Below are 15,952 nucleotides of genomic sequence, written 5' to 3'. Positions count from 1 at the left end.
CGTCCCACCGTCACCACACCGGAGGCCGGTCGGAGCGACACCACGTCGCCCCGACCGGCCTCCGGCGTTCAGGGCCCGGCCGGTCCCTCCCGGTGTCGCCACCGCACCCGGTCCTCGGCGGCGACCGACCGCGGCGGCCGTGCCGGAGCCCGGTAGCCGCCGGAGGAGAGCACCAGCATCTCGTCGTTCCCCGGCCGGAACTCGTACGCCACCCGCTCCACCCGGCTCGGCACCCCGAGGGCCGCCAGCTCCCGCCGCAGCGCCGCCAATCGCGGGTAGCGCACTCCGGTGTCGTACACCACCAACGGGAACAGCCGGACCTCCCGGCGCGCCACCCGCGCGAGTTCCAGCAGGGCCGCCCGGTGGAACTCCTCGTCCAGCCGGTTGCCGTACGCGAACAGCAGGTGCGAGCTGAGTACCAGGTCGAACGCGTCGTCCCCGAAGGGGAGTTCGGGCAGTGAGCCGGCAACGTAGCGGTCCGGGCGGGCGCCGATGTCGGCCCGGAACTCCCGGGCGTTGGCGATCCACTGGGCGACCAGGTCGTCCACGTCGGCGTACCACGACCACACACAGCCGGCCGTCTCCTCGGCCAGCAGGTCCCGCTTGAAGCCGGTCTCCCGCTCCACCAGCAGGCCCAACTCCTCGCGGTGGTGGGCGTACTGGCGGTCCACCGCGACGGCGTCGACGCCCCGCCGGCCGGCGCCGGCGACGAAGCTCGCCGCGCCGGCCGGGCAGTCCAGGATGCGCTGCTCCAGGTCGTGGTCGGTGAGCGCGAACATCGCCCGGTACTCGTCGAAGGACCGCGCGCTGACCAGCACGGCTCACCCCCTCCCGACGAACGGCATGGTGGCCGGCAGCACGACCAGGGACTGGATGGTGGTGTCCGGCGGCTGGGAGGCCATCAGGACCAGCGCCTCGGTGAAGCGGTCCACCGGGATGGTCGCCTCGACGGCCGTCGTCCCGTCGGCCTGCAGCGCGGCCGGCTGCGGCCCGCCGTCGACGGGGCTGACGTTGCCGACGTCGATCTGACCGCAGGAGATGCCGTACGGGCGGCCGTCCAGGGCGAGCACCTTCGTGAGGCCGAGGACGGCGTGCTTGGCGGCCGTGTACGCGATGGAGTTGGGACGCGGCACGTGGGCCGAGGGCGCGCCGTTGTTGATGATCCGCCCGCCCTGCGGGGACTGGGTGCTCATCACCCGGAAGGCCTCGCGCGCACAGAGGAAACCGCCGGTGACGATGGTGTCCAGCACCCGGTTCCAGTCCTCGAACGGGGTCTCGGTGATCGGCCGACGCGGGGCGGCGGCGCCCGCGTTGTTGAACAGCAGGTCCAGCCGGCCGTACCGGTCCCGGACGGTGTCGAAGAGCCGGGCGACCTCCGCGGGGCTACGGATGTCGGTCGGGACGGGCAGCACCCGGGCGGCGGCCTCGCCGGCCAGGGCGGCGGTCTCCTCCAGGGCGTCCTTGCGCCGCCCGGCCACCGCGACGGTCCAGCCGGCCTCCAGCAGGGCCAGCGCCGAGGCCCGGCCGAGCCCGCTGCCGCCGCCGGTGACGATCGCCACCCGGCCGTGCGGTGCGGTCAACGCGCCCATTCCTCCCCCTCGTTCACCCAGATCCTCAGCATCCTCCGGGCGTACCGGCCGGGTTCGTCGACGAACGGCGAACGCCCGTGCAGCACACGGCTGTTGCGGATGATCAGCAGGTCACCGGCGGCCATCGGCAGGCCGAAGGCGATCTCCGGCCGGTACAGCACCTCGTCCAGCACGCCCAGCGCCTCCCACTGACGGTCCGTCAACTCCGGCCCGCCGCGGTCCGGGGAGGAGCGGACGGTGCGGGTCTGGTAGTAGCAGCCGACCGTCCCCTCCTTCCGGTGGTAGAGGATCGGGGTGACCACCAGCTGCGGGCCCGCCCGGCCGGTCCGGTCGAAGGTCCAGTCCTCGCAGAGCGTGGCCAGCGCGTCCGGGCGCTCCCGCTCGATCAGGTCGTGGACGTGCCGTGCGCTCGCCAGCTTGGTCAACCCGCCGCCGTCGAAGGCGGGACGCAGGCAGAGCAGGATGAGGAGGTCACAGGTGTCGCAGTGGAAGCCGAGTTCGGTGTTGCCGTCGCCGTCCTGGTCGCGCAGCACCGAGGTGAGGTCGCCGCGCCCGTTCTGCGGGACGATCCGGCCGTAGTCCCGCAGCAGGAAGGAGAGCACCCCGGTGATCTCCTTCTCCGGGCGTGCCGGGTCCACCAGGCCGCTGACGTGGGTCACGCCGACGGAGGCGACGGCGTCCCGGACGAAGTCCCGCAGCCGGGCGCGCACCGGCTCCGCCGCACCCCACCGCCCGGCCCGCGCGTCGGCCCACAGCAGCCGCCGCTCCTCCTCGCCCAGCGGGAGCGACCAGAGCTCCCGCCGGGCCTCCAACTCCAGGCTGCTCCAGCCGATTTCCGTCACCGCGTCCATGGTTCCCCTTCCTGTCGGCGTCCGGCCACGACGGCCTTCGCCCAGAGCTCCAGCGCCTCGTCGATCTGCCCGGCCGTGACCACCAGCGCGGGGATCATCCGGACCACGTTGAGGTGGATCCCGCAGAGCAACAGCAGCAACCCGTGCTCGGCGGCGGCCTGTTGGGCGCGCCGGGCGGCCTCCGGGTCCGGCGCGCCGTCCGGGTGGCAGAACTCGCTCGCGGCCATCAGCCCGAGCCCCCGGACGTCGGCGATCCCGGGCGCCTCGGCGGCGACCCTCCGCAGCCCGGCCAGCAGTCGCGCGCCCTGCGCGGCCGCGTTCTCGACCAGCCGTTCCTCGTGCAGCACGTCCAGGGTCGCCAGGGCGGCCGCGCAGGCCACCGGGTTCCCGCCGTACGTGCCGCCCTGCGAGCCCGGCCAGGCACGGCCCATCAGCGCGGCGGGCGCCGCGATCGCGGACAGCGGGAAGCCGCTGGCCAGGCCCTTGGCGGTGACCAGCACATCGGGGCGGACGCCCACCTCGTACCCGTGGGCCCAGAACCGGCCGGTGCGGCCGAAGCCGGTCTGCACCTCGTCCACCACCAGCAGGATGCCGTGCCGGTCGGCGCGCTCGCGCAGCCCCGCGAGGAAGCCGGGCGGGGCGGGGACGTAGCCGCCCTCGCCGAGCACCGGCTCGACGAACATCGCCGCCGTCTCGGCGGGCGCGGACACGGTGGCCAACACCTCGTCCAGTCCGCGCAGCGCGTACCGCACCGCCTCCTCCTCGGACAGGCCGAGGCGGAAGGCCGCCGGGAAGGGCGCCACCGCGACCCCGGGCACCAGCGGGCCGATGCCCGCCCGGAACCGGGTGCCGGCCGTGGTGAGCGAGGCCGCGCCCATCGTGCGGCCGTGGAAGGACCCCTCGAAGACGATGACGTTCTGCCGTCCGGTGGCGTGCCGGGCGAGCCGCAGCGCCGCCTCCACCGCCTCGGTGCCGGCCGTGGCGTAGAACAGCGAGTCCAGGCCGGGCGGCAGCACCTCGCCGAGCCGCTCGGTGAGGGTCAGCAGCCGGTCGTGCAGCACGGTGGTGTACTGGCCGTGGATCAGCCGGCCGGCCTGCTCGCGGACGGCCTCCACCACCCTCGGGTGGCAGTGGCCGGTGCTGGTCACCCCCACGCCGGAGGTGAAGTCGAGGTACCGGCGGCCCTCGGCGTCGTAGAGGTGGAGGCCCTCGCCGCGCACGGCGACGACCGGGGTGGCCTGCTTGAGCACCGGGGAGAGCTGGGACACGGGGCCTGCCTTCACGGGTGAGTCCTGCCTTCGGAAGCTTCGGTACCTCGGGGGCTTCGGGGATCTCGGGGACTTCGCGGGCTTCGGGGCCCTTCGGGGGCGGGTCGGGCCGAGTCGGCGGGTCGGGACGGGTCGGCGGGTCGGGACAGGTCGGCGGGCGGCAGGAAACCGGCCTCGGCGGCCCAGGCCAGCGCGGCCGCCCACCACTGCGGGGTCGGGGCGGTGAAGCGCACGCCCAGCCGGTCCAGCACGGCCGCGGTGTACCCGCTGTCCACCCGGACGTTGCGCTCCTCCTGCTGTGCCCAGGCCGCGGCCAGCCGGGCGGCCGTCGGGTGCCGCCGCTCGGCCTCGGCGATCGCGGCCGCGAAGGTCTCCTCGTCGGTGAGCCGCACCCGGCGGCCCTGCCCGGCGAGCCAGCCGACGAGTTCGTCGTGCGGGACCTCGTACGGCGATTCGACGTGGTAGGCGCCCGGCGCGGCGTGCGGGTCGAGGGCGATCGCGGCGATCCCGGCGGCCACCGTGTCCACGTGCGAGAACGCGAACGCGGTGTCCGGCCGGCTGGGGGCGGCGCCCGCCAGCAGGTAGCCGCGGATCAGCTGGTAGATCCGGTTGTCGCCGGTGTTGGCCTGGAACGCGCCGGTCCGGCTGTGCGCCGCGATGTGGCCGCTGCGGTGCAGGTAGGCGGCGTGCCCGCCGGCGGCCCAGGCCCGGACGGCCTGCTCCGCGCGGTACTTGGTCCGCTCGTACGGGGTGCGGAAGTGCTGCCCGATCCCGAGGTCCGCCTCACTGAAGCGACGCGGCGGGCCGTCCACGCCGCCGGAGACGGCGAGCGTGGAGACGTGGTGGACACCGGCGGCCGGGGCGTGCTCCCCGACCCAGTCGAGCAGGCGGCGCACCGCCGTGTGGTTGGTGCGCTCCAGCTCGTCCGGCGAGGCCACCAGCCGGACGTCCGCCGCCGCGTGCACGACGATCCGTGCGTCCCTGGCCCGCTCCAGCCCGGCCGGGGAGAGGCCGAGGCCCTCCCGGTCGACGTCCCCGGCGACGGCGTGGACCGCACGGAACGCGCCGTGGCCCAGCCGGTCCAGGGCCCCGGCGTCGTCGGCGGCCCGCACCAGGCAGGTGACGTCGGCGCCGCGGCGGAGGAAGGCGTCCAGCAGGTGCCGCCCGAGGTAGCCGGTGGCGCCGGTGAGCAGCACCCGGGCGGGTTCGCGCACCGTCGCCCGGGCGGTCGGCGGGACACCCGGGTGCAGCAGCTGGCCGGAGGTGGAGAGCGGGGCGCGGACGGGCCGCGCTCGCACCGTCCCGGCCCGCGTCGTCCCGACGCCCGCCTCGGTGGCCACGGCCTCGGCGAACGCGCCGGTGATCCGCTCGGCGGCGTGGTGCGACAGCGCCGGCCACCCGTACACCAGGTCGGTGACCAGCCGCTGCTCCACGATCCGCGCGGTGAGCCGCAGTTCGTACAGCGGGTCGCCCCCGGCGCAGCGGGCCGTACCGGCCTGCTCCTCGGCGACCGTCCAGTCCAGGGCGGGCTCCTCGGGCAGCCGGAAGGTCCCGAGGAAGTTGAACCCGGCGGCGGGCCGCTCCCCCGGCGCATCCCCCCGCGCATCCCCCGGCGCGTCCCCGGGCGCGTCCATCGGTCGGACGGGCGCCTCGCGCAGCCGCCGCGCCACCGTCTGCGGATCCGCCCCGGCCGGCAGCTCGACGTGCTTGACGGCGGTGAACCAGCCGACGGTGTCCAGGAACTCACCCGGATCGCCGGCGGCGTCCCGGCCGTGGGTCTCGACCTCGACGGCGAACCCGGGACGGCCGCTCCAGCCGGTGACGGCTCCGGCGAAGGCGGCGAGCAGCATGGCCTCCAGCCCGGCCCCGCCGCCGTACCGGCCGACCAGCCGGGCGGTGGCGTCCGCGTCGAGCGCCCAACTGAGCGCGCCGGGCCGGGTCACGGGCGGCGCAGGAGCCCCGACGGCGGGCGCGACGGGCGCGGTCCGAACTCCGGCAGCCGCAGCCCCGGGCTCGGCCGGCGCCGCCGGGGCGGCCGCCGCCCAGGCGTAGAAGTCCGCCGTCGGCGGCAGCTCGGCCGGCTTCTGGTCCAGCACCGCCCGGTACGCGTGCGCGAGGTCGTCGAGCAGGATCCGCCAGGACAGCCCGTCGACCACCAGGTGGTGCGCGATCAGCGCGAGCCGGTCGTCCGTCCCGGGCGGGCCCGAGAACAGGTGGACGCGCAGCAGCCGGCCGGCCAACGGGTCGAGGCTGCGGTGGAGTTCGGTGCAGACCCCGGCGATCGTGTCGGCGATCGGGCCGGCCGCGCGCGGGATCCGGGAGTAGGAGACCGGGTCGAGTTCGGGCACCGGCCGGGGTGCGCCGCAACCGCCCGGGGAGACCGGCCGGCGCAGCGCCGGGTGGCGTTCCAGGACGGCCGCGACGGCCGCCGTGAGCGCCACCGGGTCCACGGCGGTGCGACAGCGCAGCAGCACGGACTGGTTCCAGTGCCGCACGTCCTGCAGGGTCCGCTGCCGGTACAACCAGCGCTGCGCCGGGGCGAGTCGAACGACATCGGCGTCGGCGTCGGTGCCGATGCCGCTACCGCTACCGCTACCGGCGTCGGCACCGGCGAGCGGACCCGGGAGGGACGGTGCGGCCGGGACGGCGGCGGCCGCCAGGCCCTCCGCCGTCGGGTGCCGGTAGTAGTCCTCGTAGGCGACCCGCAGGCCCGAGCGCCGCAGGAACGCGACGGTGCGCATGGCGAGGATGGAGTCCCCGCCGAGGCCCAGCACGTCGGCCCGCGGACCGACCGCGGGCAGTCCGAGCGCGCCGGCCCAGAACCGGGCGATCTCCCCGGCCAGGCCGTGCCGGCCGGCCGATGTGTCACCCGGGGACTGCGCCCGGGCCTCGACCAGTTCGGCCACCAGCTCGCCCAGCCGTCGGCGGTCGAGCTTGCCGTTCGGCCCCACCGGGAAGTCCGGCAGCACCAGGAGCGGCTGGGGCACCGAGTAGCCCGGCAGGCGGTCCCGCAGGTACGCGTCGAGGCCGTCGACCGCCTCGATACCGCCCGACAGCCGTACCGCGCCGAGCAGTTGACTGCCGACGGCGGTCTCCCGGAGCAGCGCCGCCGAGCGGACGACGCCCGGGTAGCCGTCCATGGCGCGCTCGACCTCGGCGAGGTCCACCCGGTAGCCGCGCACCTTCACCTGGCGGTCCACCCGGCCCAGGAAGACCAGGTTCCCGTCCGCCCGCCGCCGGCACAGGTCACCGGTGCGGTACATCAGCCGGCCGTCGCGGTGGACGAAGCCGCGGGCCGTCTCGACCGGGCGCCCGAAGTACCCGGCGGTGACGCCGCGCCCGCCGATCAGCAGTTCCCCCGCCGTGCCGTCGGGCACCGCCCGCCCGGCGCCGTCCACCACGGTGAGCAGCACCTCGCCGATCGGGGTGCCGATCGGTACGGTCGGCTCCTCCGCGGGGAGTTGGCGGGCGTCGGTGGCGAGCAGGCAGGTGGCGCCGACGGTGGTCTCGGTCGGCCCGTAGTGGTTGGCCAGCCGGGCGGTGGTGCCGCCGTCGAGCAGGGCGGCGGCGAGCGGCCGGGGCAGCGGCTCGCCGCCGAGCAGCACGGTTTGCAGCGGCGGCGCGTCCGCCGGGCGGCCCTCCAGCAGGGCGGTCAGGTGCGAGGGGGTGGTCTTCAGCACGGTCACCCCGGCGCGCCGCAGCGAGGCCCAGAAGGCGTCCGGGTCGCGCACCTCGCGGTCCGGGACGACGTGCACCGAGCCGCCGGTGGCGAGGGCGAGCAGCCAGGCGGTGTGGCCGAGGTCCGCGGCCAGCGTGGTGACGTGCGCGGTGCACGGCGCGTCGGCCTCGGTGAGGGCGAGCCGTCCGGCCAGCGCCTGCGCGTAGTGCACGGCGTTGGCGTGGGTGACGGCGACGGCCTTGGGCTCGCCGCTCGACCCGGAGGTGAAGGACAGGTAGGCGACGTCCTCGGGCAGCACCTCGTCCCTGGTCTCCCCGTCCCCCTGGCCGTCCCGGCCGTCCCGGCTCTCCCGGTCATCCCGGTCCTCCCGCCCGTCCCGGGGTCGGGGTACCGGCCGCTCGGGCAGCGCCTCGACGTCCAGCACCTCCCCGCCGAGCCCGCCCTCCGTGGCGAGGACCCGGGCCACCCGTACGGCGGCGAGCCGCCGGGCGAGGTCGGCCGGCGACCAGTCCGGGTCGGCCAGCACGGCCGCCGCGCCCGAGCGCAGCACCCCGTGCAGCAGCACCAGCATCCGGGCGTCCCGGGGCCCGACCAGGGCGACCCGGTCCCCGCGCCCGGTGCCGGCGGCGGCCAGCCGGGCGGCGATCCGGCCGGCCGCCGCGTCCAGCGTGCGGTAGTCGACGCTGCGCACGCCATCGCTCAGCGCCGGCCGGCCTGGGTGGGCCCGGGCGAGGCGGGCGAGCAGCGCGGGCAGGGAGCGGGCGGCGCAGGCGGACGGTGCGGAGCGGGCGTGCTGCGTCGCGGGGCTCACGCCGACTCGTCCCCCGCCCGGCCCGCCCGGGCCCCCCGGGCCGGCAGCCGCCCGCCCGGCAGCCCGGCGTCGCCCACCAGGTACCCGTCCAGCACCGCCCGGGCGGGCAGCCGACCGGCCAACTCCCAGGCCAGCATGCGGTGCAGGCCGTCGAGGTGGATCAGTCCGGCCCGGGCGGACAGCTCCCCGTAGTCGGAGTGGTCGACCGGCGCGCTACTGAGGAACAGCGGCGTGAACGGGGCCCGCCGCAGCAGCTTCAGCTTGGCCGCGCAGACCGGGTTGGCGGCCGTCCAGGCGGCCCCGCCGGAGCGGACCCGGGCGGCCGCCTCCCCCACCGTCAGCCCGGTGCGCGGTACCAGTTCGAGCTCCCCGCCCTCACTGAGGTGCCAGGGCAGCACGACGCCCAGGACGTCCGCCCGTGACAGCCGGACGCGCCACCAGCCGCCGGGCATGCGGTCGGCGCGTTCGAGGTTCTCCTCCCCGTACACGTTGCTGTTCGCCTCGTGGGCCCGCTCCACCGGGTGGTCCCGCAGGTAGGCGTCGTGGACCTCGGAGTAGGCGACGGCGGTGACGATCTTCACGGCAGGGCTCCTCAGACGGTTCCGGTGTACTCGGTGAAGTGCCGTTCCGCGAACAGCTCGGGCCACTGGCCGTCGGCCAGGTCCAGTTCTCGGGCGCGGGCGAGCATCTGCCGCCAGTACGGCTTCACCGGGCGCCAGCGCGCGCCCACCTGGCAGTAGGAGGCGTCGATGAAGTACCGGTTCCGGCCCGGCCCGTCGGGCGCCGGCCTGCGGGTGTGGAACAGCGCCGAGTTGAGCAGCACGGTCGAGCCGGGCGGCAGCCGGTCGATGACCACCTCGCCGGGCAGTTCCGCGGTGCCGCGGTGGGCGAAGGCGGACCTGTCGGCGGTGCCGCGGTGCGAGCCGGGCAGCACGGCCAGGCTGCCGACCTTCTCGTCCAGGCCGCCGAGGTAGTGCAGCGCGTGGACCATCAGCAGCGACGGGTCGGCGCGGTCGTTGGGCTCGCAGTCGTGGTGCCAGGGCTTGCCGGGGATGTCCGGGGCCTGGCGGTCGCTGTGCAGGTGGTGGAAGACGAAGGACGGCCCGAGCAGGCGGGTCAGGGCGCCCAACAACGGCGGGTGGGTGAGGAGTTCGCCGTGCGCCGGCAACTCCAGTTCCAGCAGCGGGGGCGGGCCGTTCCGGGCGGGGTCCGCGCAGGCCGCGATGGAGCGGGCCCGCAGCCCCTCGTCCACCCACCGGTCCACCTCGGGGACGAGTCGTTCGCGCAGTGCTTCCGGCAGCAGGCCGGGCAGGACCAGGTACCCGGACTCCAGGAACTGCCGGCGGTTCGCGGTGTCGAGGGCCTCACGCCCTCCCTGGGACAGCGTCACCGGGCCGACCCCCTCCTTCCGTTCGACGGGACGAGCAACGGGACGTGGCACGAGTCAGGCGGCACGCGGGGTGATCCGGACCTGCGGCGCCGGCGGAACGCCCGTCACGGCCGTCACGGCCGTCACAGTCGTCACGGTCGCCACAGTCGCCCTGGCCGCCACGGCCGTCACGGCGGCCGCGGTCGTCACGGCGGCCACGACCGAATCGCGATCACCACGAAGAGACACGGGCCGATCACACAAGGTAGTCCGCCCCAGGAGTATGAACCGGTCTTCGCGTCCACGACAAGACCAAAGCCAACTCGTGGACACCTTCCCGCCACCGTGCCGTTCAGCTCCGGCCACCAGTCGATTCCTCCCCCACGGAGCACTCCGGGCCGCTCCGGCCCCGGTGATTCGCCGCCACCACGGCGAATGCGGCAGAGTGAGCCCATGAGCGAGCGGAGCGAGCCAATCGAACGGTGCGCGTTGCGCGACGCGGCCGCCGAGGGCAGCGAGGCGGGTGCGTTCGTGGGCACCCGGCGTCACGAGCCGGCGGGACGGACGGCCCCGTCGGCCCGGCGGCGCCCGGTCCAGCAGCGCAGCCAGGAGCGGTACGGCCGCATCCTGGACGCCTGCGCCGGGCTGCTGGACGAGGTCGGGGCGACCGCGCTCACCACCAAGGAGGTCGCCCACCGCGCGCAAGTGCCGATCGGCACCCTCTACCAGTTCTTCGCCGGCAAGGAGGACCTGCTGGCCGCGCTCGCCGGCCGCAACCTCGACCGCTACCTCCAGCGCCTCGACGCCCGGCTGACCGCCGCGGCCCCGGTCGATCCGGCGGTCTTCACCGATCTCGCGGTGGAGGAGTTCGTGGCGATGAAGCGCACGGTGCCCGGTTTCGGCCAGGTCGACTTCGGCCTGGCCGGGCCCGTCGTCCCCGCCGGGGTCCGCGACGACCGGCACCTGCTGGACACGGGCGTGGACAACAACACCGCCGTCGCCCTGCGCCTGCAGGCACTCGGCGGCGAACTCTTCCGGGCCGGCGACCCGGCGGCCACCACACTGACCCTGCGGGTCGCCCTGGAGGCGGCCGACGCGGTGCTCAAACTGGCCTTCCGCGGGGACCCGGACGGTGATCCCACACTGATCGCCGAGTGCAAGCGGTTGGTCCGCGGCTACCTCGTGCAACAGCTGCCCGCCCGCTGACGCCCGGCCCGGGGTTCCCCCGCGTCCCGTCCGCCCGAGGCGTTGCGAGCCCGCCGCCCCCGCAGCACAGTGGATAGCGGAACGGCCGCGGAGGCGGCCTCCACGACCCGAGGAGCAGACCATGCACGCAGCGGTAGGTGACCAGCTCCACATCCACAGCAGGTCGGTGGGCATGGTGGACCAGAAGGGCGAGATCATCGAGGTGCGCGGCGCCGACGGCCAGCCGCCGTACATGGTCCGCTTCGAGGACGGCCACGAGGGTCTGATCTACCCCGGCCCCGACTGCAACATCGAAACGCGTCAGGCGGGACGCTGACCGACGCCCCTGCCACCCCGCGCCCCGACCGCGCGAGGTGGTGAGGAGCGGTGTCCGCCCCCACCACCCCGCTGCCCGGGGCACTCGCCGGGCTCGCGCCACTGCTGGACCACTACGGGTACCTCGCGGTGGCGCTGCTCGTGCTGCTCGACAACTGCGGCATCCCGGTGCCCGGGCAGACCATCCTGGTCCTCGCCTCGGTGTACGCCGGTGCCGGGCACCTGGACTTCGCCGCCGTCCTGGTGATCGCAGCGGTCGCCGCCACCCTCGGCAACAGCCTCGGTTACCTGATCGGCCGCACCGGCGGCCGCGCCTTCGTCCACCGGTGGGGCCGCTACGTCCTGCTCACCCCGGCCCGGATGGAGCGCGCGGACGGCTTCTTCGAACGCAACGGCGGCAAGGTCGTCACGGTCGCCCGCTTCGTGGACGTGCTGCGCCAGACCAACGGCATCATCGCCGGGACCACCGGGATGCCCTGGCGCCGGTTCCTGCCGTTCAACATCCTCGGCGCGGTGCTGTGGACGGCCGTCTGGGGCACCTTCGGCTACCTGGCCGGCGCCAACATCGGCGCGGTGTACCGGACGGCGATCCGCTACCAGCTCTGGTTCGCGATCGGCCTCGGGGTGCTGGTCGCCGCCCTCCTGCTGCGGCAGGTGCTGCGCTACCGGCGCCGGCGCCGCGAGGGCGCCGACGCCGAGGGCGCGGCCGGCACGGGGACGCCGGACGGCACCGAGGCCACGGCCGACACCGGAACCGCAGCGGGCTCCGGTACCGCGACCGACTCCGCGACCGACTCCGCGGCCGGTATCACGACCGACTCCACGACCGACTCCGGGACCGACTCCGCGGCCGGCCCCGGACCCGAGTCCGACGAACCGTCCGACTAGCTCAGCGGGAACACCTCGAACGGCACCGCGAAGCGCGTCCCCAGCCGGCTGCCCGCGCCCCGGCCGAAGCCCTCCAGGAACTCCCGGGCGTCCGCCATCTGCCCGCCGAGCCCGGCCAGGTACGCCTTGTGCTCCTCCAGCGAGGCCACGCCCAGGTCGAAGGTGTCGGTGGTGTCCACCGCGTGCTTCGCCTCCGGCGAGGCCGCCGCCCAGATCTGCCGCACGCCGTTCCACGGCTCGTGGCCCTCCGCCACCAGTTCGCGGAACACCCAGCGGTTCCCGGCGTCCCGGACGCCGTCCAGGGTCGCCCGGCCGACCGCGATGTGGTCGGCCTGGTTGAGGAACACCCCGCCGTAGGTCTCCCGGAAGTTGCTGGTGATCACGACGTCCGGGCGGTGCCGGCGCACCGCGCGGGCGATGTCCCGGCGCAGCGGCAGCCCGTACTCCACCACGCCGTCCGGGTGGCCGAGGAACTCGACGGTGTCCACGCCGACCACGCGCGCCGAGGCGAGCTGCTCGGCCTCCCGCAGCGGCCCGCACTCGGCGGGGTCCAGCGAGTCGATGCCCGCCTCGCCGCTGGTGACCATCACGTAGACGACCTTCTTGCCCTGCGAGGTCCAGCGGGCGACGGCCGCGGCGCCGCCGTACTCCATGTCGTCGGGGTGGGCGACGATCGCCAGCGCCGTCTGCCAGTCCTCGTCCACGTGCTCGAAGGGCGCGGGGGCCTGCTCGGTCATGCTGCTCTTCCCTCTCGGTCCGGCTCACGGTCGTACGGTCGTACCGCCGGTGACTCTAGAAGACTTCCGCCCCTCACACACCGTCAGACACCTGATCGACCGCTGCGCTTGCCCCTGACGCAGGCGTCAGGGGTTAGCGTCCGGGCGCCCCATCGACGGGCTTCCCCTTCTCACGAGGAGCGCTGCCGTGCCCCTGCCCACCACCACCCGAGTCGTCCGACTGACCACCCGGCCGCGCGGGCTGCCCGCCCCCGAGGACTTCACCGTGGCCGAGGAGCCGCTGCCGGAGCCCGGGCCCGGGCAGGTGCTGGTCCGCAACCGGGCTTTCCTGGTCTTCCCCGCGCTGCGCACGGTGATCAGCGGCGCCGGCACCGGCCTGCTGGTGCCCCACGTCGAGCCCGGGGACGCGCTGTTCGGGCCCGCCCTCGGGGAGGTGCTCGCCGCGCCGGAGCACGGGCCGCTGCGCCCGGGCGACCTGGTGACCCACCTGCACGGGTGGCGGGACCACGCGGTGGCGGACGCCGCCGGCTTCACCCCGGTCCCGCCGGACTTCCCGGACCCGCTCGCCCTGGTCTCCGCCGCCTCGGCCGGCTACGGCGGACTGACCCGCTGCGCCGAGGTGCACCCGGGCGACGTGGTGCTGGTGACCGGTGCGGCGGGCGCGGTCGGCTCCCTGGCCGGGCAGGTCGCCCGACTGCTCGGCGCCGCGCGGGTGATCGGCACCACCCGCTCACCCGCCAAGGCGGAGCGGCTGACCGCCGAACTCGGCTACGACGCCGTGCTGGTGACCGGCGAGCGGCCGTTCGCCGAGCTCCTGGCCGAGGCGGCACCGGACGGGCTCGACGTCGTCCTGGACCTGGTCGGCGGTGAGCAGCTGACCGCCGCGGTGGACGCGGCCCGGCGGGGCGCCCGGTTCGCCGTGGTCGGCGCGGTGTCCGGGCAGCTCGACCCGGGGCTCTCCGGCGGCAACTCGCCCGCGGTGGTCGACAGCTTCCGGATCGTCACCCTCGGCCTCAGCGTGCGCGGCTTCACCCTGCTCGACCACCCGGGCCTGGAGGCCGAGTGGCGCGAACGCCTCGGTGCCTGGTTGCGCAGCGGGGAACTCACCTTTCCGTGGACACCGGTCGCGGGCATCGATCGGGCCCCGCAGGCGTTGTCCCGGGTGTTCACCGGGGACACCTTCGGGGCGACCATCGTGGAGCTCTGACGACGGGAGGGGCGGGTATGCGGATCGGGGACGCGGCGGCAGCGGCGGGCACCACCCCCAGGGCACTGCGCTTCTACGAACAGCGCGGGCTGCTGCGCCCGCCCGCCCGGTCCGCCTCCGGCCAGCGGGAGTACGGCCCGGCCGAGGTCGCCCGGGTCCGGGTGATCCGCCGGCTCCTCGCCGTGGGGCTGACGGTGGACGACCTGGCCAGTCGTCCGCACCGGCTGGACCTGCTCGCCGAGGACCCGCCGCGCCGCTGCACGGCCGACCCGGGCCCGGAGACCTACGCCCCCGTCGTCCGCGCCCGCCTGGCCACCCTCGACGCAGAGATCGCCCGCCTCACCGACCTCCGCACCAAGCTCGCCCACCACATCGCCACCAACGGCGCGGACGTCCCGTCCGCCTGAGCGAGCGGGCTCTCGGGTGGACGGGGGCGGAGCGCGGATCGGGCTCGCCCGGCACGTTGCGCGGGGGAGGGCGCGAGGTGCCGGGCGAGGGCTGGGGGTGGGGGTGGGGGTGGGTCAGGTGGTGGCGGGTGCTTCCCGGGTGGGGGTGTCCCGGGCGCCGGTGGACGGCCAGGTGATGCGGGTGGCGCAGAGGGAGACGAGGGCGGCGGAGGTGGCGACGGCGGCCATGCCCCAGACGAGGCTGGTGGCGCCGGCGACGAAGCCGATCACGGCGGGGCCGGCGAGCAGGCCGGTGGTGCCCATGGCGGCGACCAGGGAGAGCGCGTCGGCGCCGCGGCGGGCGGCGGCGACGTAGACGCAGGGGGTGACCGCCGCGACGCCGAGGCCGACGCAGGCGAAGCCGAGGAGGGTCGGCAGCACGCCGCCGACCAGCAGGGCGAGGGCGAGGCCGAGGCCGGCCAGCAGGCTGCCGGTGCGGACGATGCGGCCGTCGCCGAAGCGGGTCCGCCAGCCGTCGGCGAAGATCCGGGCGCACACCATCATCACCGAGACGACGGCGATGCCCAGCGGGGCGAGGCCGGCGCCCGCGTGCACGACGTCCTTGAGGTAGAGCGCCGACCAGTCGTTCATGGCGCCCTCGGTGACGGTGCCGAACACCATCGCGAGGCCCATCCAGAGCGTCGCGACGGCCGGCAGGACGAAGCCGCGGCGGTCCTTCTTCTCCTCCTCGGCGGCGGTCTGCTGCGGCTCGTCGGCCAGCAGGCCCGGCCGGGCGGCGGCGACCACGGCCGCGAGCAGTGCGGCGGCCAGCCCGAAGTGCACGGCCAGGGTGCCGGTGAAGGCGTTGACGGCGGAGGCCAGCAGCGCGGCGAGGAGGGAGCCGGCGCTGAACGTGGCGTGCAGCCGGGACATGGTGGCCCGTTCGAACCGGGCCTCCAGGGCGGCGCCCTGGGCGTTCATGGCGACGTTCAGGCAGCCGACCGCGACACCGTCGCAGAACAGCACCAGCAGCGTGACGGGGTAGTCGGGCACCACCGACAGGGCGAGCAGGATCACGCCGAGGGCGAGCGCCGACAGCACCGAGAGCAGGCGGGAGCCGAGCCGCCGCATCAGCACCGCCACCAGGGGGAAGGACACCGCCGCACCGATCCCGCAGGTCATCAGCAGCAGGCCGATCCGGGCCTCGCCCAGGCCGAGCTCGGCCTTGAGCGCGGGCACCCGGGAGACCCAGGTCGCGTACTGGAATCCGAGGACGAAGAACAGTGCGCCGATGGCCAGTTGGGAGCGGCGGTAGTCGTCGCGAACGGGGGACATGCGTATCAGCCCACTTCGGCTCTGGGGCGGGGCCCGGGGATCGGGTCGGTGGAGTGCGGCAGCGGCAGCGCCCGGACCGGGACCGGGCGGGAATCCGTGACCCGAAGCGGATCCTGACGAGTTGTCAGGCTCATCGTCATGTAGACGGCCTCGTCGCCGTAGCTTGCGGGCAGGTCGGTCTCGGGCCGGGCGCGGTAGCCCAGTGGGGTCCACAGCACGTGCGAGCCGCGGACGGCGACCAGTGAGAGGGTCCGGTAGCCGGCCGCCCTGGCGGTGGCCTCCAGGTGGCGCAGCATGCGGTGGGCGTGGCC

At 75.5% G+C, this 15,952-nt stretch carries 15 protein-coding genes; 5 read left to right on the top strand and 10 right to left on the bottom strand.

Annotation, left to right across the window (positions count from 1 at the left end; all coding sequences use genetic code 11):
* Positions 1 to 68: 68 nt before the first annotated feature.
* From ABT048_RS35810 to ABT048_RS35780, 7 genes are read right to left on the bottom strand one after another with little or no spacing between them, the layout of a single operon-like run.
* The gene (locus ABT048_RS35810; RefSeq protein WP_350525789.1) at positions 69 to 818 is read right to left on the bottom strand and encodes a class I SAM-dependent methyltransferase; all 750 of its coding nucleotides are present in this window, start codon (positions 816 to 818) and stop codon (positions 69 to 71) included.
* Between the two features lie 3 nt (positions 819 to 821).
* A complete protein-coding gene (locus ABT048_RS35805; RefSeq protein ID WP_350525788.1) occupies positions 822 to 1,589 on the bottom strand; it encodes an SDR family oxidoreductase in 768 nt (255 codons plus the stop codon).
* The gene (locus tag ABT048_RS35800; RefSeq protein WP_350525787.1) at positions 1,577 to 2,440 is read right to left on the bottom strand and encodes a TauD/TfdA family dioxygenase; all 864 of its coding nucleotides are present in this window, start codon (positions 2,438 to 2,440) and stop codon (positions 1,577 to 1,579) included. The genes ABT048_RS35805 and ABT048_RS35800 overlap by 13 nt, the downstream gene beginning before the upstream one ends.
* Positions 2,428 to 3,708: an aspartate aminotransferase family protein gene (locus ABT048_RS35795; protein WP_350525823.1), complete on the bottom strand. Its 1,281-nt coding sequence runs from the start codon at positions 3,706 to 3,708 to the stop codon at positions 2,428 to 2,430. The genes ABT048_RS35800 and ABT048_RS35795 overlap by 13 nt, the downstream gene beginning before the upstream one ends.
* An 11-nt stretch (positions 3,709 to 3,719) precedes the next feature.
* The gene (locus ABT048_RS35790) at positions 3,720 to 8,198 is read right to left on the bottom strand and encodes a non-ribosomal peptide synthetase (RefSeq protein WP_350525786.1); all 4,479 of its coding nucleotides are present in this window, start codon (positions 8,196 to 8,198) and stop codon (positions 3,720 to 3,722) included.
* Positions 8,195 to 8,779, bottom strand: coding sequence for a DUF6309 family protein (locus ABT048_RS35785; RefSeq protein ID WP_350525785.1), 585 nt, complete (start codon positions 8,777 to 8,779; stop codon positions 8,195 to 8,197). Before ABT048_RS35785 ends, ABT048_RS35790 begins: the two co-directional genes overlap by 4 nt.
* An 11-nt stretch (positions 8,780 to 8,790) precedes the next feature.
* Positions 8,791 to 9,588, bottom strand: coding sequence for a phytanoyl-CoA dioxygenase family protein (locus ABT048_RS35780; protein ID WP_350525784.1), 798 nt, complete (start codon positions 9,586 to 9,588; stop codon positions 8,791 to 8,793).
* A 432-nt stretch (positions 9,589 to 10,020) separates the two neighbouring features.
* On the opposite strand from ABT048_RS35780, the gene ABT048_RS35775 reads away from it, so the two are divergent.
* The 3 genes from ABT048_RS35775 to ABT048_RS35765 all read left to right on the top strand — a co-directional run bounded on the left by ABT048_RS35775 (position 10,021) and on the right by ABT048_RS35765 (position 11,976).
* Complete coding sequence (locus ABT048_RS35775) at positions 10,021 to 10,773, top strand: TetR family transcriptional regulator (RefSeq protein WP_350525783.1); 753 nt, start codon at positions 10,021 to 10,023, stop codon at positions 10,771 to 10,773.
* A gap of 121 nt (positions 10,774 to 10,894) precedes the next feature.
* Positions 10,895 to 11,089, top strand: coding sequence for a DUF1918 domain-containing protein (locus tag ABT048_RS35770; protein WP_350525782.1), 195 nt, complete (start codon positions 10,895 to 10,897; stop codon positions 11,087 to 11,089).
* 50 nt (positions 11,090 to 11,139) lie between these two features.
* The gene (locus ABT048_RS35765) at positions 11,140 to 11,976 is read left to right on the top strand and encodes a DedA family protein (protein WP_350525781.1); all 837 of its coding nucleotides are present in this window, start codon (positions 11,140 to 11,142) and stop codon (positions 11,974 to 11,976) included.
* Here the strand turns inward: ABT048_RS35765 and ABT048_RS35760 are convergent.
* Positions 11,973 to 12,713 carry a PIG-L deacetylase family protein gene (locus tag ABT048_RS35760; protein ID WP_350525780.1) on the bottom strand — a complete coding sequence of 247 codons (741 nt, stop codon included), beginning with the start codon at positions 12,711 to 12,713 and terminating at the stop codon, positions 11,973 to 11,975. The genes ABT048_RS35765 and ABT048_RS35760 overlap by 4 nt on opposite strands.
* Positions 12,714 to 12,906: 193 nt before the next feature.
* On the opposite strand from ABT048_RS35760, the gene ABT048_RS35755 reads away from it, so the two are divergent.
* Entirely contained in the window at positions 12,907 to 13,920 is a 1,014-nt protein-coding gene (locus tag ABT048_RS35755) for an MDR family NADP-dependent oxidoreductase (RefSeq protein ID WP_350525822.1), read from the top strand.
* A 17-nt stretch (positions 13,921 to 13,937) separates the two neighbouring features.
* Entirely contained in the window at positions 13,938 to 14,327 is a 390-nt protein-coding gene (locus ABT048_RS35750; protein ID WP_350525779.1) for a MerR family transcriptional regulator, read from the top strand.
* Positions 14,328 to 14,441: 114 nt separating this feature from the next.
* Here the strand turns inward: ABT048_RS35750 and ABT048_RS35745 are convergent, their stop codons facing one another.
* Together ABT048_RS35745 and ABT048_RS35740 are read right to left on the bottom strand one after the other, a co-directional pair.
* Complete coding sequence (locus tag ABT048_RS35745; RefSeq protein ID WP_350525778.1) at positions 14,442 to 15,641, bottom strand: MFS transporter; 1,200 nt, start codon at positions 15,639 to 15,641, stop codon at positions 14,442 to 14,444.
* A gap of 5 nt (positions 15,642 to 15,646) precedes the next feature.
* A partial coding sequence (locus ABT048_RS35740; RefSeq protein ID WP_502894114.1) for a GNAT family N-acetyltransferase occupies positions 15,647 to 15,952 on the bottom strand: 306 nt, incomplete at its 5' end.

The organism is Kitasatospora sp. NPDC096140 (assembly GCF_040303045.1).
Taxonomy (GTDB): Bacteria; Actinomycetota; Actinomycetes; order Streptomycetales; family Streptomycetaceae; genus Kitasatospora.
Note: the sequence above shows the minus strand (reverse complement) of the source record. Positions and strands in the feature narration are given on the sequence as shown.